This is a genomic window from Buchnera aphidicola (Rhopalosiphum maidis) (genome assembly GCF_003671935.1).
Taxonomy (GTDB): Bacteria; Pseudomonadota; Gammaproteobacteria; order Enterobacterales; family Enterobacteriaceae; genus Buchnera; species Buchnera aphidicola_AL.
Genome location: NZ_CP032759.1, coordinates 300,749 through 320,649 on the forward strand (window position 1 = coordinate 300,749; position 19,901 = coordinate 320,649).

The 19,901-nt window shown below is 25.3% G+C and carries 16 protein-coding genes; 12 read left to right on the forward strand and 4 right to left on the reverse strand.

Features of this window, described 5'->3' with window-relative positions:
• Position 1: 1 nt before the first annotated feature.
• A protein-coding gene (prfB, locus tag D8S97_RS01555; RefSeq protein ID WP_158361147.1) for a peptide chain release factor 2 occupies positions 2-1,100 on the reverse strand; the annotation gives its coding sequence in 2 pieces (ribosomal slippage) (positions 2-1,024 and positions 1,026-1,100; 1,098 coding nt in all).
• Positions 1,101-1,184: 84 nt separating this feature from the next.
• On the opposite strand from prfB, the gene ygfZ reads away from it, so the two are divergent.
• Positions 1,185-2,144 carry a tRNA-modifying protein YgfZ gene (gene ygfZ, locus D8S97_RS01560; protein ID WP_158361148.1) on the forward strand — a complete coding sequence of 320 codons (960 nt, stop codon included), beginning with the start codon at positions 1,185-1,187 and terminating at the stop codon, positions 2,142-2,144.
• 78 nt (positions 2,145-2,222) lie between these two features.
• Positions 2,223-2,846: a guanylate kinase gene (gmk, locus tag D8S97_RS01565; protein ID WP_158361149.1), complete on the forward strand. Its 624-nt coding sequence runs from the start codon at positions 2,223-2,225 to the stop codon at positions 2,844-2,846.
• Positions 2,847-2,967: 121 nt separating this feature from the next.
• Here gmk and typA read toward each other — a convergent pair whose 3' ends face one another.
• The gene (gene typA, locus D8S97_RS01570; protein WP_158361150.1) at positions 2,968-4,797 is read right to left on the reverse strand and encodes a translational GTPase TypA; all 1,830 of its coding nucleotides are present in this window, start codon (positions 4,795-4,797) and stop codon (positions 2,968-2,970) included.
• Between the two features lie 217 nt (positions 4,798-5,014).
• On the opposite strand from typA, the gene yihA reads away from it, so the two are divergent.
• Positions 5,015-5,620, forward strand: coding sequence for a ribosome biogenesis GTP-binding protein YihA/YsxC (gene yihA / locus D8S97_RS01575; RefSeq protein WP_158361151.1), 606 nt, complete (start codon positions 5,015-5,017; stop codon positions 5,618-5,620).
• Between the two features lie 12 nt (positions 5,621-5,632).
• Here yihA and D8S97_RS01580 read toward each other — a convergent pair whose 3' ends face one another.
• Both D8S97_RS01580 and D8S97_RS01585 read right to left on the reverse strand, forming a co-directional pair.
• Positions 5,633-6,496, reverse strand: a complete 864-nt coding sequence (locus D8S97_RS01580) for a 5'-3' exonuclease (RefSeq protein ID WP_158361152.1) — start codon at positions 6,494-6,496, stop codon at positions 5,633-5,635.
• A gap of 319 nt (positions 6,497-6,815) precedes the next feature.
• Positions 6,816-7,445, reverse strand: coding sequence for a DsbA family protein (locus tag D8S97_RS01585; protein WP_158361153.1), 630 nt, complete (start codon positions 7,443-7,445; stop codon positions 6,816-6,818).
• 154 nt (positions 7,446-7,599) lie between these two features.
• Here D8S97_RS01585 and mutS point away from each other — a divergent pair, with 154 nt between their 5' ends.
• From mutS to ispD, 9 genes are all read left to right on the forward strand, one after another.
• A complete protein-coding gene (gene mutS / locus D8S97_RS01590) occupies positions 7,600-9,990 on the forward strand; it encodes a DNA mismatch repair protein MutS (protein WP_158361154.1) in 2,391 nt (796 codons plus the stop codon).
• A 129-nt stretch (positions 9,991-10,119) separates the two neighbouring features.
• Positions 10,120-11,922: an assimilatory sulfite reductase (NADPH) flavoprotein subunit gene (locus D8S97_RS01595; RefSeq protein ID WP_158361155.1), complete on the forward strand. Its 1,803-nt coding sequence runs from the start codon at positions 10,120-10,122 to the stop codon at positions 11,920-11,922.
• Complete coding sequence (cysI, locus tag D8S97_RS01600) at positions 11,922-13,625, forward strand: assimilatory sulfite reductase (NADPH) hemoprotein subunit (RefSeq protein ID WP_158361156.1); 1,704 nt, start codon at positions 11,922-11,924, stop codon at positions 13,623-13,625. The genes D8S97_RS01595 and cysI overlap by 1 nt, the downstream gene beginning before the upstream one ends.
• An 11-nt stretch (positions 13,626-13,636) precedes the next feature.
• Complete coding sequence (locus D8S97_RS01605) at positions 13,637-14,371, forward strand: phosphoadenylyl-sulfate reductase (RefSeq protein ID WP_158361157.1); 735 nt, start codon at positions 13,637-13,639, stop codon at positions 14,369-14,371.
• Positions 14,372-14,475: 104 nt separating this feature from the next.
• Complete coding sequence (cysG, locus tag D8S97_RS01610; protein WP_158361158.1) at positions 14,476-15,897, forward strand: siroheme synthase CysG; 1,422 nt, start codon at positions 14,476-14,478, stop codon at positions 15,895-15,897.
• Positions 15,898-15,906: 9 nt separating this feature from the next.
• Positions 15,907-16,815 (forward strand): sulfate adenylyltransferase subunit CysD, encoded by a 909-nt coding sequence (gene cysD / locus D8S97_RS01615; protein ID WP_158361159.1) that lies wholly within the window; start codon positions 15,907-15,909, stop codon positions 16,813-16,815.
• 16 nt (positions 16,816-16,831) lie between these two features.
• Positions 16,832-18,250 carry a sulfate adenylyltransferase subunit CysN gene (gene cysN, locus D8S97_RS01620; RefSeq protein WP_158361671.1) on the forward strand — a complete coding sequence of 473 codons (1,419 nt, stop codon included), beginning with the start codon at positions 16,832-16,834 and terminating at the stop codon, positions 18,248-18,250.
• A 20-nt stretch (positions 18,251-18,270) separates the two neighbouring features.
• Positions 18,271-18,906: an adenylyl-sulfate kinase gene (gene cysC / locus D8S97_RS01625; RefSeq protein WP_158361160.1), complete on the forward strand. Its 636-nt coding sequence runs from the start codon at positions 18,271-18,273 to the stop codon at positions 18,904-18,906.
• A 281-nt stretch (positions 18,907-19,187) separates the two neighbouring features.
• A complete protein-coding gene (ispD, locus tag D8S97_RS01635) occupies positions 19,188-19,898 on the forward strand; it encodes a 2-C-methyl-D-erythritol 4-phosphate cytidylyltransferase (RefSeq protein ID WP_158361161.1) in 711 nt (236 codons plus the stop codon).
• The last annotated feature ends 3 nt before the right edge of the window (positions 19,899-19,901 follow it).

The following is a 19,901-nucleotide window of genomic DNA, read 5'->3' on the forward strand; positions in this document are numbered from 1 at the left end:
CCTATAATTTCATTATTAAACTTTGTTCAATAAAATCATCTAAATCACCATCTAATACAGATTGTATATTATATTTTTCTATTCCAGTTCTAAGATCTCTTATTTTTGAGCTATCTAATATGTAAGAACGAATTTGATTACCCCAGCTGATATCTAATTTATTATTTTCTATTTTTTTTTGTTTTTCTTTTTTTTCTCGTATTTTCATTTCGTATAATTTAGATTTCATTTGTTTAATTGCTTGCTCTTTATTTTTGTGCTGTGATCGATTACTTTGGCATTGAGTGACAATATTTGTAGGTAAATGAGTAATTCGAACAGCTGATTCTGTTCTATTTACGTGCTGTCCTCCTGCTCCTGAAGCTCTGTATACATCTATTCTAAGATCAGATGGGTTAATTTCAACATTAATTTTATCTTCTATATCTGGATATATAAAAATTGAACTAAATGAAGTATGACGTCTTTTTCCTGAGTCAAATGGACTTTTTCGAATTAAACGATGTATTCCTGTTTCTGTTCTTAGCCATCCAAAAGCATATTCTCCAGAAACTTTAATAGTAGAAGATTTTATACCAACTATTTCTCCTATAGATTCTTCAATAATCTCTGTTTTAAATCCCTTTTTATCAGACCATTTTAAATACATTCTTAATAATATTCTTGACCAATCTTGCGCTTCTGTCCCTCCAGAACCAGATTGTATATCGATGTAACAATTGCAGTTGTCATGTTTATTTGAAAACATACAATAAAATTCAAGTTCTTTTATTTTTTTCTTTGTGTTTTTAATGTCTGTAAATATATCTTGTAAAATTGCACTATCTTTTGTTTCTATAGCCAAATCCAAGAAGATAATTGTTTCTTTTATATTTTTTTCAATATTATCAATCTTATTTACTATAATATTTAATAAATTTTTTTCTTTATTTAGATTATATATAGATTCTTTTTTTTTCCATGTTTCAGCTGATGATAATTCTAAATCAATTTCTAAAATACGTGCATTTTTTACTGTATAGTCAAAGATACCTCTTCAAATCTTTTGTGCGTTGTGTCAATTTTTTTATTTGACTTGTTATTGTATTGATATCTATCATAATTTTTTCCAAAAATTTATTTTTGTACTTTTTTTATTATATATTTAATTTAATAATTTTATTTTTTTATTTTCAGGAGAAACAATGTTGTTGTTTAATTTTTTAAAAAAATCTGTTTACCCTTCAACTAATCTACCTTTAACATTAAGTTTACTTGAAGAATGGTGTCTAGTTTACATAGATGGTCTTGATGGTAAAAAACATCTCCAAAATCAATTTACTATTGATATTAATTTTTTAAAAAAAGAAGAATACAAACTTTGTGCTCATTGTAACTTTAATGGAAAAGTATGGGCAACTATGTTTTTATTCCATTATAAAAAAGGTTATGCTTATATTATTCGTAAAAGTATTGTTAAAACACACATTAAAGAACTAAAAAAATATGCTGTTTTTTCTAAAGTACAAATTCGAGAATTAGATAATATTTTTTTATTTGGCTTATCTGGAATTGACGCTAAGTTGTTTTTATCGAAATATTTTATTGATATCCCAAACGAACAGTGTCCATTAACTTTTCATGAAGATAAAACTATACTTTGGTTTTCAAAACCTTTTGAAAGATTTTTATTAGTTTTGTCTTTAAAGGATTTATTTTTTTTACGCAAAAAAGAAAATGAAATTATTTTACTAAACAATAGTAAACAATGGCTTCTATTAGATATAGAGGCAGGATTTCCTATTATTGATGAACAAAATTCTCAAAAATTTTTGCCACAATCTATCAATTTAACAAATCTTCAAGCTGTAAGCTTTAATAAGGGATGCTATTATGGACAAGAAACAATAGCACGAGTATTCCATAAGAATTTGAATAAACATGAATTATATATTTTATCAAGTACAGGAAATATTAATCCTAAAATTGGTTCTATTATTGAAATGAAAAAAGATGAAAAATGGTATAGAATTGGTTTCTTACTAGCAATAGTTCATGTTAAAGTTAATGAAATTGTTATACAAGCAGTTTTAAACAAATCTGTAAAGATTCAAAATATATTTAGAATTTATGAATTTAAAAATATTTTTTTAATTAAAAATTAGTATTTTTTATATTTTATTTAATATTTTTTAAAAAAATTCTTTCTGTGCAAAAATTTAGATAATAATTTTTAAAACATCATGTCTCAAGGTATTCTTTTTATTATTTCAGCACCAAGTGGAACGGGAAAATCTAGTTTAATTGAAGGACTATTAAAAACAAAATCTTTATATAATATCCAAGTGTCTATTTCTCATACTACTAGAGTCATGAGACCTGGTGAATCTCATGGAAAACATTATTATTTTATATCAAAGAAAGAATTTAGAATAATGATTAAACAACAGTCTTTTTTAGAACATGCTAAAGTATTTAATAACTATTATGGAACTTCACGTCAATCTATTGAAAAAATGTTATTTTCAGGAATTGATGTTTTTCTTGATATTGATTGGCAAGGAGCTAATCAAATTCGATATAAGATGCCACATTCAAAGAGTATTTTTTTACTTCCTCCATCTAAAGATGAACTATATAAAAGATTAAGAGAAAGAGGACAAGATAGTGATACAGTTATTTCAAAAAGAATGGAAAAAGCCGTTGATGAAATGAATCATTATTCAGAATATGATTATTTAATTATTAATGATGATTTTCAAAAAGCTATAAATGACTTAAAAACTATCATTAAAGCTGAACATTTGTGTTTATTTCATCAAAAAAATAAACATAACGTATTAATTTCTCAATTATTAAAAAACTAAAATTATAAAAATTTTTTTTCTATATATGAAACATCTTTTTTTATTTAAAATTATTTATATAATTCTATTGATTAAATAGAATTATATAATTAATAAAAGTTAATTTTCTGACAAAAATTTCTTAATTAACTATAGTATTTTTATTTCGATTTGCTTTTTTTCTCTCGTTTTCTTTTAAATAACGTTTTCTTAAACGTATTGATTTTGGTGTAATTTCTACTAATTCATCATCGTTGATGAAAGATAAAGCTTCTTCTAGCGTAAATTTTGTAAATGTTGTTAAAATTATTGCTTCGTCTGTTCCTGAAGCTCGCATATTAGTCAGTTTTTTTCCTGTAAGACAATTTACTGTTAGATCATTGGAACGATTATGAAGACCTATTATTTGACCTTCATAAACTTGACTACCATGTCCTAAAAACAATTTTCCTCTTTCCTGTAAATTAAATAAAGCAAAAGCTACAGCCATGCCAGTGCTATTTGATATTAAAACTCCATTTTTTCTTTGTCCTATATCGTTTTTTTGATATTCTTCATAGTGACTAAAAGATGAATAACAAAGCCCAGTACCAGAAGTTATACTCATAAATTCTGTACGAAATCCAATTAGCGCTCGACTAGATAAAATATATTCAAGACGTATCCTTTTATTAGGATCGACAATTATATTTTTTAATTCGCCTTTTCTTTCTCCTATAAACTTCATGACATTGCCTTGGTGCTTTTCTTCAATGTCTAGAATTAAGTTTTCAAATGGTTCTTGTTTCGTGTCATTTATTTTACGAAAAATTATTTTTGGACGAGATACTTCTAGTTCAAATCCCTCTCGACGCATATTTTCTATTAATATAGATAAATGTAATTCGCCACGTCCAGAAACAGAAAAAGTATTTGCATCTTTTGTTTCTTTTACTTGTAAAGCTACATTATGTATAGTTTCTTTTTTTAATCTTTCTAAAATTTGACGTGATGTAATATATTTACCTTCTTTTCCTGAAAAAGGTGAAGTATTAACTGAAAAAAACATATTTACTGTAGGTTGATCTATAATTAATGGTGGCAGGGGTTGTAAATGATCTGGATGACAGATTGTATCAGAAATATTTAATTTGTTTAGACCTGTAATAGCGATTATATCACCTGCTTCGCCTTTTTCTATTTCTAATCTTTTAAGTCCAAAGTAATTCAATACCTTATTAACTTTACCAATTCTACTTTTTCCTAAATTATCAATAATAACTACTGAATCATTAGGTTTGATATGACCTTGTTTAATACGGCCAACGCCTATTACTCCTAAATAATTATTGTAGTCAAGTTGAGAAATTTGCATTTGAAATTTTTGATTAGGATCTACATTAGGAGATGGAGCATGTTTAATAATTGCTTCGTATAATGGAATCATATCGTTTTGCATCTGAAGATAGTCGGTCCCTGAAGTTCCAAGAATAGCAGAAGTATATATAATTGGAAAGTCAAGTTGTTTATCATTAGCATTAAGATTTATAAAAAGATCAAAGATTTCATTTATAACCCAATCAGGACGAGAATTTTTTCTATCAATTTTATTAATAACTACAATGGGGTTTAAACCGTGTTTAAATGCCTTTTTAGTGACAAAACGAGTTTGTGGCATAGGTCCATCTAATGCATCTACAACTAGTAAAACTGAATCAACCATAGACATTACTCGTTCTACTTCACCTCCGAAATCAGCGTGACCTGGTGTATCAATAATATTGATTTTATATTTTTTCCATTTAATAGAAGTATTTTTAGATAAAATTGTGATTCCTCTTTCTTTTTCTAAATCATTAGAATCCATGATACGTTCTTTCTTTTCTTCATGTTTTTGAAAAGTTCCAGATTGTTGTAAAAGCTGATCAAGTAATGTTGTTTTCCCATGATCAACATGTGCTATAATAGCAATATTTCTTATATTTTGATGCATTTTTTTTCCTTTAAAAAGTAATTTTTTAAATAAATAGATATACCAATAAAGATTAGTTTTAGATAGAATTTAAGAAAAGATTAAATCTTGCGGATTATGTGTTTTATATTAAAGATATCGAATTTATTTGAGAAAGATTTTCTAGAAAAAATACAGTAATTCTACATAAAAATATTTTCAAAAAAAATTTTTGATTCCAGACATTTGAGGTTAAATTTTGACTATTTTGAATTATAACAAAACATTTTTTTTAAAGAGTATTTCTAACATTTCTGATATAAAGATTGAAAATGGAATTGAAATTGCTTTTGTTGGTTATTCTAATTCAGGAAAGTCTAGCGCTATTAATGCATTGACTAATCAAAAAAAACTAGCTCGTTTTAGTAAGATTCCTGGCCGTACTCAATTGATTAATTTTTTTCAAGTAACTTCTAATTTTAGAATCGTTGATCTTCCGGGTTATGGTTATTCTAAAGCTCCTGTTTTAATTAAGATAAAATGGCAAAATATGATACATAGTTATTTAACAACTAGTAAAGCTTTAAAGGGATTAGTTTTATTAATGGATATTAGATATCCTTTAAAGATTTTTGACGAAGATATAATACGCATGTCTTTCGATTATAAAATTCCTATTTTATTATTGTTAACGAAATGTGATAAGTTTACAATAAATAATCAAAAAATTCAATTTCAAAAAGTGCACAAAAAATTAGAAAAATTTTCAAATGAGTTTCATATTCAATTATTTTCATCTTTAAAAAAAGTAGGAATTAAAGAATTAAAATCTAAATTAAATTTTTGGTATAAAAAATATCATTAAATATAGATATTTTTATTTATTAAATGAATATAATTTAATTAAATTAGATAATTTTTTAAAACATGTTTTTTTTAAAGTAATTTCTTCAGAAGTAATATTAATAGGAACATCTAGTTTTATTTGTGCTAATTTGTATGAAAGAAAAGCAGTTTCTTTATATTTTTTTAGTTGAATAGCAGCATTTTTAGAATTTCGAAAAGATAAAAATTGTATTTTTTCAATGTTATTATAAATATTTTTAATATTTGAAAATTTTTTTAATAGACATAATGCAGTTTTCATGCCAATTTTAGGAATTCCTGGAATGTTATCAGAAGCATCTCCCATTAGAGCTAAAAGATCAATAAATTCTTGAGGATAAATACCATATTTTTCTCTTATTTTATCGGGAGTAATAATATTATTTTTACTTAAATGCAATATATTAATATTATTGGTTACAAGTTGTATCATGTCTTTATCATGACTAACAATTAATACTTGTTCTCCTTCTTGTTCTAGTTTATAAGCCAAACTTCCAATAATATCATCAGCTTCTATTCCTAAAATATTTAAAGTTTTAATACCAATTTCTTTAAAAATTTTTAAAAGGGGTGGAATTTGTACGTATAATTTATTAGGCATTTTAGCTCTATTACTTTTATATTCTTTAAATATTGTATTTCTGAAAGTTTTTTTAGATGAATCAAAAATAATAATAATTTTTTTTGAACCATAATTTTTTTTTAAAATATTTTCTATCGTTTTTAACATTCCATATATAGCCCCAGATGGGTTTTCTTCATTATTATTAAAGTTTTGAAATGTAAAATAAGAACGATATAAATATAAGCTTCCATCGACTATAATAATAGGTTTTTTTTTTATGTATAACATGAATTTTTATCTTTTAATTAGTTAAAACCGAATTTAGTAAAATGTAAGATAATAATATAAAATAAATATTATTAAATAATTTTTTACAAAAGTTATCCTGTGGATAACTTTGTGTGTAAAATATATTACATCAATATAATATTTTTTTACTTTTTTTTATTTTCTAATAAAATCAAAAAGTTAAGTCAATTTAATTTTAATGAAAAAAAAAAATAGTATAAAAAAAAGATGTGGATTAAATATTGACAATGTTCTTATTACTTATATAAACAAGAGTTTACCATATAAAATACACAGCTTTGAATTATATTGTATTAATTTATTTTTTTGAAAGTAAAAAGTTTATTAGTTTTATATATTTTTTAGAGAATTGTTTTTTAAAAATCATCTCTAATTTATAATAATCAATAATATATTTTCCATTGATTATCATACTGGGAACATGATTTAATTTTATTTTTTTTATATCATTATCATTTTTTTTTATTAATGTTTTAATTGTAAAACTGTTCCAAAATTGGTTATATTGATCTGAATTTATTCCTGTTTTTTTCAAAAATATATTTTTAATTTTAGAAATATTACTTACGGTATTATTATCTTGAATTTCTTTAAAAATAGGTATCATAATTTTTTCTTCAACTTTCATTTGTTGCGCTATTATCCAAATTTTTGTTAATTTTTTACTAAATGTTCCTCCTAAAAAATTAACATGGTAAGTTTGTATTTTTGTTTTTTTATTTAATTTGTTTTTAATTAAAGATTGAATATTATGTGTCTTTTCTAGTTCGTAACAGTATGGACAAAAAAAAGAAAAAAAATGCATTACTTCAGGAACATTCGAAATATTTCTTTTTTCTATGTCGTATTCTTTTTGATTAGTGAATTCATAAGATAAAGCACTACAAGATAAAAATATACTGTATAAAACAATTAATATTTTTTTCATTTTTTTTATCCGTGTTTTATATTTTGTACAAATTAAAGATTATAAAATAATTTATAAAATAAAAAGAATACACTTATATAGTGTATAATATTAAATTTTTATTTTATAAATTTTTAAAATTTTTTTCATAATTTTAATTATATTTGAGTTCCAAATGACTGAAAATAATAGTTATACTCCAATGATAAAACAGTATTTATCTTTAAAATCACAATATCCTGATATGTTGCTTTTTTATCAAATGGGTGATTTTTATGAATTGTTTTATGAAGATGCTAAGCGTGTTTCTAGACTGTTAAAAATCACTTTAACAAAAAAAGGTTATTCAAATAAAAACACTATACCTATGGCTGGAGTCCCATGTCATACTGCAGAATATTATCTTTCTAAGCTTGTAAAAATGGGAGAATCTGTTGCAGTTTGTGATCAAATAAAAGATATTCATTCTGAAAAAAAACTGTTAACTCGTCAAGTAGTTCGAGTAATAACTCCTGGTACTATTACAGATGAAGCTTTTCTTGAAGAGAATAAAGATAATTTTATTGCTTCTGTTTGGAAAGAAAACAACAAGTTTGCATATGCTGTTTTAGATATTTCTTTAGGATTTTTTGGTGTTTCTGAATATTTTGATAAAAATTCTTTATTATCAGAAATTGAACGTACAAATCCTACAGAATTGTTATATCCTGAAAATTTTGAAGATATTTTATTGATATCTAATAGAAAATGTATACAAAAACGTCCATTATTAGATTTTGATTTAGAAATTTCATATAAATTATTAAATTTACAATTTAAAACTTCTAGTTTGAATGGATTTGGTATTAAAAAAAATCACTTTGTTATTCGTCCTGCAGGTTGTTTAATTAATTATGTCAAATTAATGCATATAGCATATTTACCTCATATTCGTAAAATTCAATTTAATTATATGGAAAATAATATTTTTATGAATACGAGTACGCGTAAAAGTCTTGAAATTACTCAAAGTATTTCGGATGAAAACAAAAACACTCTCTCTTCAGTATTAAATAAAACAGTAACATCTATGGGTGGAAGATTATTAAATCGTTGGTTAAATTCTCCATTAAAAGATTTAAATGTAATCCGAAATCGTCATAATATGATTAAATGTTTGCAACCTTTTTATAAAGAAATACAATATATTCTTAGTCAAGTTAGCGATTTAGAAAGAATATATTCTCGTTTAGCCTTACGTACAGCTTTACCTCGTGATTTTGTACGAATGCGTTCTACATTAAATGTTTTGCCCAGTTTAGATTTAATATTAAAAAAAATAAAATCAAATAACATTAATAATCTTCGTATTTCTATTGGAAAATTTGAAAAAATATTATTTTTATTAAAAAAATCGATAAATTTAACAGTTCCTTCGTCTATTCGAGATGGAGGAGTAATAGCATTTAATTACAATAAAAAACTTGATGAATTAAGATTGTTACAAAATAATTCTCAAAAATATTTAAAAGATTTTGAAATAAAAGAGAAAGATAGATTGAATATTGATTCATTTAAAATTAGATACAATAATATTATTGGTTATTATATTCAAGTCAACAAACGTCACGTTCATTTGATTCCACAATCTTATCTTAAGATACAAACTTTAAAAAACACAGAACGTTACAGCATTCCTCTACTGAAAAATTATGAAAAAAAAGTTATTACTGCCAAATTTCAAGCTTTGCTTTTAGAAAAAACGCTCTATATAGAATTATTTGATATAATAGAACCTTTTTTAGAACGATTAAAAAATAGTGCATTTGCATTGTCAGAATTAGATGTTTTAGCGAATTTATCAGAACGTTCTATATCTTTAAACTATGTTTGTCCTAAAATGACTAAAAAATATGGTATTTCCTTGTTAGACAGTCGTCATCCAGTTGTTGAATGTTTTTTAGAAACTCCCTTTATTACCAATTCTATTTCTTTATCCAATACGAATAGAATGCTTATTATTACAGGCCCTAATATGGGTGGTAAAAGTACTTATATGCGTCAAGTTGCACTTATTGTTATCATGGCTTGCATAGGTAGTTTCGTACCAGCAAAATATGCTTCTATTGGTCCAATTGATAAAATTTTTACACGTATTGGTTCTGCAGATGACGTAAGTAATGGTTATTCAACATTTATGATGGAAATGACAGAAATATCTAATATTCTTCATAATGCTACTTGTAATAGTTTAATTTTAATAGATGAATTAGGACGAGGAACATCAAATAAAGATGGGTTAGCATTAGCTTGGTCATGTTCTAAATATTTAATTATTAAAAATAAATCTATGATTTTATTATCTACTCACTTTATTGAATTAACAAAATTAGAAAAATTTTTTAAAAACATCCAAAATTTTCATTTTTCTGCTATTGAACATAATTCAAGTATAGTTTTTCTATATAAAATTGAAAAAGGAGTTTCAAAAAAAAGTTATGGTATATCAGTAGCTGCTTTATCTGGAATTCCACATATTGTAATAAAGGATGCAAAGGAAAAATTGATTGAATTAGAAAGTAAATAATTCATTTAAAATGGTTTTTACATAAAATTTTGACTTTTTATTAGTAGCTAAAAATTAATATTTTCTGTAAATTATACTGAATTAATAATGTTATTTTTTTAGAATGATAAGATTTAGGTATTTAGTATAATGAAAAATAAAAATCCGTTTGATACCTTTTTTCCTTTTAGTATAGATAAAGTAGAAAATTTAGAAAAAATAGAAAAAAATTGTTCTAATATTCAATACGCTTGGCTTTCAGGCTATTTTTGGAATCTAGCTAATCAAACCTCTTCGAAATTAATATCTGAACCAAATGAATTATTTCAAAAAGATGATACAGAAAAAATAATTACAATTATATCTGCTTCTCAAACTGGTAATGCGACACTTCTTGCTAAACGCTTTAATGAATATTTAAATAATGAAAATAAAAAAACTAATTTAGTTAATGTTTCTGATTACAATTTCAAAAAAATTAAAAATGAAAAGTTTTTAGTTTTAATTATTTCTACTCAAGGAGAAGGAGAACCTCCAGAAGAGGCATTATCTTTTTATAAATTTATCATGTCAAAAAAAGCTCCTAGATTAGACAATTTATACTACAGTATATTTGGATTAGGAGATATTTCTTATGATTTATTTTGTCAATCAGGGAAAGATTTTGATAAAAGATTTAGCGAATTAGGAGCAAAACGTTTACTTAATAGATTAGATGCAGATATTGAATATGAAGAAAATTATATTAAGTGGTCTAAAGATTTATTGTTTTCTATAAATCAGATAGATATTCCTTTTTTAAAAAAAAACAATAAAGATAATTTGATTAATGGATTAAATGTCTATACAAAGTATAAACCTGCTTCTGCTACTATTTTAGTCAATCAAAAAATTACAGGTCGAAATTCAACTAAAGATGTTCATCATATTGAGATAGATATAAGTGATTTGAATATCATTTATACACCTGGTGATGCGTTAGGTGTATGGTATCAAAATAGTAGTCAATTAATAAATCAAATATTAAAATTACTCTCTATAGATACTTTTGATAAAGTTCAAGTCAAAGATAAATTGATTACTGTTTTTGAAGCTTTAAAAAATAATTTTGAATTAACTATAAATACCAAACATATTGTTCAAAAATATGCTGATATTACACAAAATAAATTTTTGCAGAAAATTATATCTAATGATAAAGACTTAAACAACTACGTTAAACAAACCCCTTTATTGAACATGATAAATGATTATCCTAAAAAACTATCTTCTCAACAATTAATTAACATTTTACGTCCTTTAAAACCTAGACTATATTCTATTTCTTCTTCTCAATCTGAAACAAGTGATGAAGTACATATTACAGTCGGGGTGGTGAAGAAAATAATTTCTGGTTCTTTACATTTAGGAGGTGCTTCTGGTTACCTATCACAATTTTTAAAAGTTGATGATTCTATAAAAATTTTTATTGAAAAAAATAATAACTTTCGTTTACCCGAAAACAAAGACTTACCTATTATTATGATTGCATCAGGTACTGGTATTGCTCCATTTCGTTCTTTTATGCAACAACGAGACAATGATGGATCTAAAGGAAAAAATTGGATATTTTTTGGCAATCCTAATTTTACTGAAGATTTTTTATATCAATTGGAGTGGCAAAGATTTTTAAAAAACGGACTTCTTACTAAGATGAGTTTGGCTTGGTCTCGAGATCAAAAACAAAAAATATATGTACAAGATAAAATAAGAGAAAATGGAAAGGAATTATGGGCATGGATAGAGCAAGGCGCACAGATCTATGTATGTGGCAATGCATCTAAAATGGCAAAAGATGTTGAAAAAGCACTATTAGATGTTTTCAGTAAAAATAGTTCAATGAATATTGAAGAATCCAGTGAATTTTTAAACGACTTGAGAATAAAACGACGTTATCAAAGAGATGTATATTAATGAAAAAAGACAATAAAGAAGTACTGTTAAAAAGTACTCCAGAAGAAGCAATTAAAGAAAATAGTAATTATCTTCGAGGTACTATTATTAATGATTTAAAAAATGAAATTACCAATGGTTTTAGTGGTGATAATTTTTCTCTAATTCGATTTCATGGTATGTATCAGCAAGATGATCGCGATTTACGTTTAGAACGTAATCAACAAAAATTAGAACCCCGTTATGCAATGATGTTGCGTTGTCGTTTACCTGGAGGAATTATTAAAGCTAAAAAATGGTTACAAATTGATCATTTTGCGAGTAAAAATACCTTATATGGAACAATCCGTTTAACTAATCGTCAAACTTTTCAATTTCATGGGATTTTAAAGAAAAAATTAAAAGATGCTCATAAAATGCTACATGAAATAGGTTTAGATTCTTTAGGTACAGCTAATGATGTTAATAGAAATGTTCTTTGTACATCTAATCCTATGGAATCTGTAATTCATCAAGAATGTTATGGATGGGCTCAAAAAATTTCAAATTTTTTATTACCTCAAACTAAAGCATATGCAGAAATTTGGTTAGATCAAAAAAAGATAGCTACTACAGATCAAGAACCAATTTTAGGAAAAACTTATTTACCACGAAAATTTAAAACGACGGTAGTGGTTCCACCGTACAATGATGTAGACTTATATGCTAATGATATGAATTTTATAGCAATTGTAAAAGATAATAAAATTATAGGATTTAATGTATTAATAGGTGGTGGTTTGTCTATAAATCATGGAAATAAGAATACATGGCCATTTCTTGCTATTGAATTAGGTTACATTACTGTTGAACAAACTTTATCTGTTGCTAAATCTATAGTAACAACACAACGCGATTGGGGAAATCGTACCGACCGGAAAAATGCAAAAACTAGGTATACTATAAAAAGAGTAGGTTTAAGTATTTTTAAGAAAGAAGTTGAAAAAAGAGCTAATATAACTTTTGGAACTATTCGTCCTTATCATTTTATTAGTCGAGGAGATAGATTTGGATGGACAAAAAATATTGATAATAATTGGAGTTTAACAATTTTTATTCAAAATGGAAGAATATACGATAATGACAAACAATTAGTAAAATCAGGTTTATTAAAAATAGCTAATGTACATAAAGGTAATTTTAGATTAACAGCAAATCAAAATATAGTCATTTCTGAAATATCTGATGAAAACAAGAAAGAAATAGAAGAAATTGCCATCTCTCATGGATTAATAAAAAAAACAAGTCCGTTACGTGAAAATTCTATGGCTTGCGTTTCTTTTCCTACTTGTCCATTAGCAATGGCTGAGGCTGAACGTATGCTATCGTTTTTTATTACTCAAGTAGAAAATATCATGTTAAAATATGGAGTTGAAAAAGAAATAATAATTTTGCGCATTTCTGGATGTCCTAATGGTTGTGGAAGATCTTTATTAGCTGAAATTGGTTTAATTGGAAAAGCTATTGGTCGATATAATTTATATATTGGAGGAAATCGCATAGGTAGTCGAATTCCTAAGATGTATAAAGAAAATATTACAGAAAAAGAAATCTTAACTCATTTAAAGTTTTTAATAAAAACTTGGTCTATTGAACGTAAAAAAGAAGAGCATTTTGGAGATTTTGTCGTTAGAAAAAATATTATAAAAGAAATTGTTAATCCTGTTCATGATTTTTGGAATTAATGGTGATAAATATGTCTCAATTTGACTATAAAAATATAAATTCGTTAGATCCTGAAAAAAAAAAGGAAGTTTTATCTGAAGTTAATATGCTATTGTCTAGATATTCTGCTGAAAAACGTATATCTTGGTCATTAAGGAATTTACCGTTTACACATGTTATGTCATCTAGTTTTGGTATCCAATCAATTGTATTATTACATCTTATAGTAACGCAAAAATCTGATATTCCTATTATACTGATTGATACTGGATATTTATTTCCTCAAACATATAATTTTATTGATATGTTAAAAAAAAAATGGAATTTAAATTTAAAAGTTTTTCGATCCACTATATCTTCAGCTTGGCAAGAAGCTCGATATGGAAAATTATGGACTCAAGGACTCAAAGGTATTAATTTATATAATACTATTAATAAAGTAGAACCAATGGATTTGGCTTTTAAAAAATTATCAGTAAAAACATGGTTTTCAGGATTACGTCGTGAACAATCTAAAAGTCGAAGTGCATTACCATATCTTTCTCTTCAAAAAGGAATTTTTAAAGTCTTACCAATTTTAGATTGGTCTAATCATCAAATATATCAATATTTAAAAGAAAATAACTTAAAAAACCATCCTTTATCAAAAGAAGGCTATGTATCTTTAGGAGATGTTCATACTACTAAAAAATTTAAAACAGGTATGTTAGAAGAAGAAACTCGTTTTTTTGGATTAAAGCGTGAATGTGGATTACATGAAAATTAATTTTCATACTTTTGAAAATTTTATATATTTAAAATTAAATATAAGAATATTAATCATTTTTCAAAAACTTATATAAACTTTTTATTATTTTTAATAGGGTAAATGTGAATTATCTTCCTATTTTTTTAGATTTAAAAGATAAAAATGTATTGGTAGTTGGTGCTGGTAAAGTGGCTTTTAATAAAATTAAATTATTACTTCGTTCAGGAGCTATAATTAATATTATTAGTAAAAATATATCTTCAGAAATTAAAATACTTCTAGATCAAAAAAAAGTACATTGGATTTCCGAAAAATTTCATTTTTCTTATTTAAATAAGATTTTTTTGGTAATTGCTGCTACTAACGATATTCAGTTAAATCAAAAAATATTTGAAACATGTAATAATCTTTGCATATTAGTTAATGTCGTTGATGATCAAGAAAAATGTTCTTTTATTTTTCCTTCTATTATTGATCGATCTCCTGTAATTGTAGCTATTTCTTCAGGAGGAACAGCACCTGTTTTATTGCGTTTATTGCGTGAAAAAATTGAATCTATTCTTCCTATGAGATTGGGTAATGTTGCTAAAATAGCAGGGAATTGGAGATCTATAATTAAACAAAAATTTACTACTTTACTAGAAAGACGTCGTTTTTGGGAAAAGTTATTTAATAGTATTTTTGTGCAATATGTAATTAATGGAGAAATAAAAAAAGCAGTTAAATTTTTAAAAAAAATGATGAATAAACCTCATTTGTTAACTGGGGAAATCATTTTAGTTGGAGCAGGTCCTGGAAATAGTGGATTATTAACTTTAAGAGCACTGCAAGTATTGCAAGAAGCTGATGTAGTTTTATACGACCGTTTAGTTTCTTCAGAAATTTTAGAGTTTATTCGTCGAGATGCACAATGTATTTATGTTGGCAAATCTGCTGGTGCAAAAAATATTAGTCAAGATGAAATTATTAAATTATTAATATCTTTAGCAAAAAAAGGAAAAAAAGTAGTTCGTTTAAAAGGAGGAGATCCATTTATTTTTGGTCGTGGTGGTGAAGAATTAGAGGCAGCAAAAAATGAAGGTATTGATGTTCAAGTTGTGCCAGGGATTACATCTGCCATTGGTATTTCAGCTTATACTGGTATACCATTAACACATCGAGAATACGCACAAGGTGTAATATTTATTACAGGTCATAAATGTCAAAATGGTATGTCAAATAATTGGTCTATTTTATCTGATTCTTCTTATACTTTAGTTGTGTACATGGGAACTTTACAAGCTTCATATATTTCTCAAAATCTTATTTTACATGGTCGTTCTAAATCAACACCAATAGCTGTTGTTGGAAAAGGTACTACTATACAACAAAAAGTTGTTATAGGACGTTTAGATGAACTTGATAAAATAGTTAAATTTACTATAAATCCATCTTTATTAATTATTGGGAAAGTTGTTTTATTACATAAAAAATTAGAATGGTTTAATACTTCTAGTGAATTTAATAACACAAAAAATATCTCTTCTATAGTAAATTTAATTTAAGGAAAGAAAATGTTTAAACAAAATACTACTCATTTACGTCAATTAGAATCAGAAAGTATTTATATAATGCGAGAGGTAATAGCTGAATTTGAAAATCCTGTTATGCTTTATTCTATTGGAAAAGATTCTTCGGTTATGCTACATCTTGCGAGAAAATCATTTTATCCTGGACGTTTACCTTTTCCTTTATTGCATATAGATACTGGATGGAAATTTAAAGAAATGTATTCTTTTAGAGATTATGTTGCTAAATCTTTAAATATAGAATTAATTGTTCATTCTAATCTAAAAGGAAAATTATTAGGCGTGGATCCATTTCAAGATAGTGGTACTAAATACACTGATGTAATGAAAACAGAAGGATTAAAAGAAGCAATAAATAAATATAAATTTGATGCTGCTTTTGGTGGAGCTAGACGTGATGAAGAAAAATCACGGTCTAAAGAACGAATTTATTCTTTTCGTGATTCTTTTCATCAATGGGATCCTAAAAAACAACGTCCAGAATTATGGTGGAATTATAATGGTCAAATTAACAAAGGAGAAAGTATTCGTGTTTTTCCCCTTTCTAATTGGACTGAATTAGATATTTGGCAATATATTTTTTTAGAAAAAATAGAGATTGTACCACTTTATTTTGCTGCTATGCGTCCAGTCTTAGAAAGAGATGGTACTTTATTAGTTGTTAATGATGAACGTATTAATATTAAACCACATGAAAAGATAACTAAAAAAATGGTTCGATTCCGAACGTTAGGTTGTTGGCCTTTAACAAGTGCCATTGAATCAAAAGCTATCACTCTTCCCGATGTTATTGAAGAAACACTAATTGTAAAGACAAGTGAGCGTACAGGTCGATCTATTGATCATGATCAAAGAAGTTCAATGGAGTTTAAAAAAAGACAAGGTTACTTTTAAAAAAAATGAGATTAAAATGAATAAAAATATTAATACTAAAAAACTTAATACAAAAGAGAGTTTTCAAAGTTGGTTACATTTAAATGAACAAAAAACTTTGTTAAAATTTTTAACATGTGGCAGTGTAGATGATGGAAAAAGTACCTTAATTGGTCGTTTGTTACATGATACTAAACAAATTTATGAAGACCAGTTATCTTCTTTAAGAAATGATAGTAAACGTCATGGTACACAAGGAGAAAAAATAGATCTTGCTCTTATAGTTGATGGACTTCAATCAGAACGTGAACAAGGTATTACAATTGATGTTGCATACCGTTACTTTTCTACCAGTAAGAGAAAGTTTATTATTGCTGATACACCAGGTCATGAACAATATACTCGAAATATGGTTACAGGTGCATCTACATGTGATTTATCTATTCTATTAGTAGATGCTAGAAAGGGATTATCAAAACAAACTTATAGACATAGTTTTATTTCTACATTACTTGGAATTAAATATCTAGTTGTTGCAGTAAATAAAATGGACTTAGTAAAATACAAAGAAGAAATATTTATAAACATAAAAAAAAATTTTCTTCTTTTTGCTCAAAGTTTTTCTCAAGATTTAAAAATTTTTTTTATACCTATATCAGCATTAATTGGTGAAAATATTGTATTTAAAAGTAAATTTATGCCTTGGTATAAAGGATTTACATTATTGCATTTTTTAGAAACTATAAAAATTGAAGATGTTGTTAACTCTAAAGAAATTAGATTTCCAGTACAGTATGTCAATCGTCCTGATTCAAATTTTCGTGGATATTCTGGTACATTAGTTTCTGGTAAAATTTATGTTGGGCAAAAAATTAAAATATTGCCTATCAATATTCATTCATCTGTTTCTCGTATTTTGCAGTTTGACAAAGATTTAGAAAAAGCAGAAGTTGGCGAAGCTATTACAATAGTTTTAAAAAATGAAATAGATGTTAATCGTGGAGATTTTTTTGTAAATGTTGATTCTCTTTTAAAACCTTCTCGAGAAGCAATTATCGATGTTGTATGGATGACAAATTCTATATTAGAAATAGGTAATTCGTATATTATTAAATTAGCCGGAAAAAAAATACGTGTTTATATTAAAAAAGTTTTATTTAAAATAGATGTAAACACTTTGGTTAAGAAAAAAACTAATTCTTTAAAATTAAATAGTGTTGGACGAGTGAAAATTGTATTTAGTGAGGAAACTGTATTTGATGACTATGAAGAAAATAAAATCACAGGTAGTTTGATTTTTATTGATCTTTTAAGCAATATTACAGTAGGAGCAGGGATGATTCGAAAAACTATAGAAAAAGAAGAAAAACTTGTTTCTCATAAAAATAATGATTTTGAATTAGATTTATATAATTTAATTTTAAAACATTTTCCACATTGGAATATAAAAAAGTAAAAAAAGGTTTTTTTATTAAAATGAATAATAATTCAAAAAAAAATATTATTTGGCAAAATCATTCGATAACACGCATGAAACGTGAGAAAAAAAATGGGCATAAATCTATAGTAATATGGTTTACAGGACTATCAGGATCAGGAAAATCCAGCATTGCTAATTCTTTAGAAACAATATTATTTAAAAACAATCTTAATACTTATTTATTAGATGGAGATAATATTAGATCTCATTTATGTTCTGATTTAAGTTTCAGTTTTTCAGATAGAAATGAAAATATCAGACGTATTGGAGAAGTAGCAAAACTTATGATGGATGCAGGGATGATAGTTTTAGTTTCTGTTATTTCTCCCTATAAAAATCAAAGAGAGAAAATTTCTACAATGCTAGGAAAAAAAAATTTTTTGGAAGTTTTTGTTGATACTCCAGTAAACATATGTGAAGAACGTGATCCTAAAAAATTATATCAAAAATCTCGCCTTGGTAAAATATCTGATTTTACTGGTATCCAATCTTCATATGAAATTCCAGAAAAACCAGATCTCTATTTAGATGGGACAATGTCTTTAAAAAATAATACAAAAAAATTAATTCAAATATTATATGATAGAAATATTATATCTTTTTTAAATATTGATAAAAAATTTTTATTTTAAATAAAATTATTTAGAGTTATATATGAAAATGCTAAAAATATTTTTACTATTTTTATTTTTTTGGTTGCAATGTTCTCTTTGGATTGGAAAAAATGGTATTCTAGAATATATTAAAATATATAAAAAAATTATAGTAAAAAAAAAAAAAATGAAGATTCTCAAATACGAAACAATCAATTAATATTAGAAATTGAACGTTTAAATAATATAATTAAAAATTAAAAAAATGAGCTATTTATTTTAAATATTTTAAATAAAAATTATTTTTTTTTGGATATTAAATGATATTAATTAATTCACCTAAACCAAAAATTATAGCTGTAGTTCCAGCTGCGGGAATAGGTAGAAGAATGCAATTAGATTTTCCCAAACAGTATATAAAAATTAAAAATTGTACTATTCTTGAATATACTTTAAAAACATTATTATCACATCCTAATATAGTTCGTATTATTGTAAGTTTACATCAGGAAGACAATTTTTTTCAAAAATTATCTATATCATCTAATCTACGCGTATCTTCTGTATTAGGTGGTAACGAAAGAATAGATTCAGTGTTATCTGGTTTAATTATATCAACAGACGCTAAATGGGTAATAATTCATGATGCAGTTCGTCCTTGTTTAAGTTATCAAGATTTAGAAAATTTAATTTCTATTACTAAAAACAGTAAAGTAGGTGGAATTTTAGCGCGACCTGTATGCGATACTATTAAATATAGTAATCACAAAAACAAAAAAATACTGCATACTATTTCTAGAAATCATTTATGGCATGCTTTAACTCCTCAATTATTTCCGATAAATTTATTGCGATTTTGTTTAAAAAAAACTATTAAAGACAAAATAAATATAACAGATGAAGCCTCAGCATTAGAATATTGTGGATATCATCCATTAATTGTTTTAGGAAGCTATAAAAATATTAAGATAACTTATCCTGAAGATCTTGTTTTTGCAGAACTTTATATTAAAGAATTATTAAAAAATTAAGAG

What these genes read in the sequence shown, in the direction of transcription:
- typA (WP_158361150.1), bottom strand. Translation starts at nt 4,797, where the DNA reads ATGCATCAAAATATAAGAAATATTGCTATTATAGCACATGTTGATCAT.
- D8S97_RS01605 (WP_158361157.1), top strand. Translation starts at nt 13,637, where the DNA reads ATGTCTCAATTTGACTATAAAAATATAAATTCGTTAGATCCTGAAAAA.
- D8S97_RS01580 (WP_158361152.1), bottom strand. Translation starts at nt 6,496, where the DNA reads ATGTTATACATAAAAAAAAAACCTATTATTATAGTCGATGGAAGCTTA.
- cysC (WP_158361160.1), top strand. Translation starts at nt 18,271, where the DNA reads ATGAATAATAATTCAAAAAAAAATATTATTTGGCAAAATCATTCGATA.
- cysN (WP_158361671.1), top strand. Translation starts at nt 16,832, where the DNA reads ATGAATAAAAATATTAATACTAAAAAACTTAATACAAAAGAGAGTTTT.
- gmk (WP_158361149.1), top strand. Translation starts at nt 2,223, where the DNA reads ATGTCTCAAGGTATTCTTTTTATTATTTCAGCACCAAGTGGAACGGGA.
- mutS (WP_158361154.1), top strand. Translation starts at nt 7,600, where the DNA reads ATGACTGAAAATAATAGTTATACTCCAATGATAAAACAGTATTTATCT.
- cysD (WP_158361159.1), top strand. Translation starts at nt 15,907, where the DNA reads ATGTTTAAACAAAATACTACTCATTTACGTCAATTAGAATCAGAAAGT.
- cysI (WP_158361156.1), top strand. Translation starts at nt 11,922, where the DNA reads ATGAAAAAAGACAATAAAGAAGTACTGTTAAAAAGTACTCCAGAAGAA.
- ispD (WP_158361161.1), top strand. Translation starts at nt 19,188, where the DNA reads ATGATATTAATTAATTCACCTAAACCAAAAATTATAGCTGTAGTTCCA.
- D8S97_RS01595 (WP_158361155.1), top strand. Translation starts at nt 10,120, where the DNA reads ATGAAAAATAAAAATCCGTTTGATACCTTTTTTCCTTTTAGTATAGAT.
- D8S97_RS01585 (WP_158361153.1), bottom strand. Translation starts at nt 7,445, where the DNA reads ATGAAAAAAATATTAATTGTTTTATACAGTATATTTTTATCTTGTAGT.
- ygfZ (WP_158361148.1), top strand. Translation starts at nt 1,185, where the DNA reads ATGTTGTTGTTTAATTTTTTAAAAAAATCTGTTTACCCTTCAACTAAT.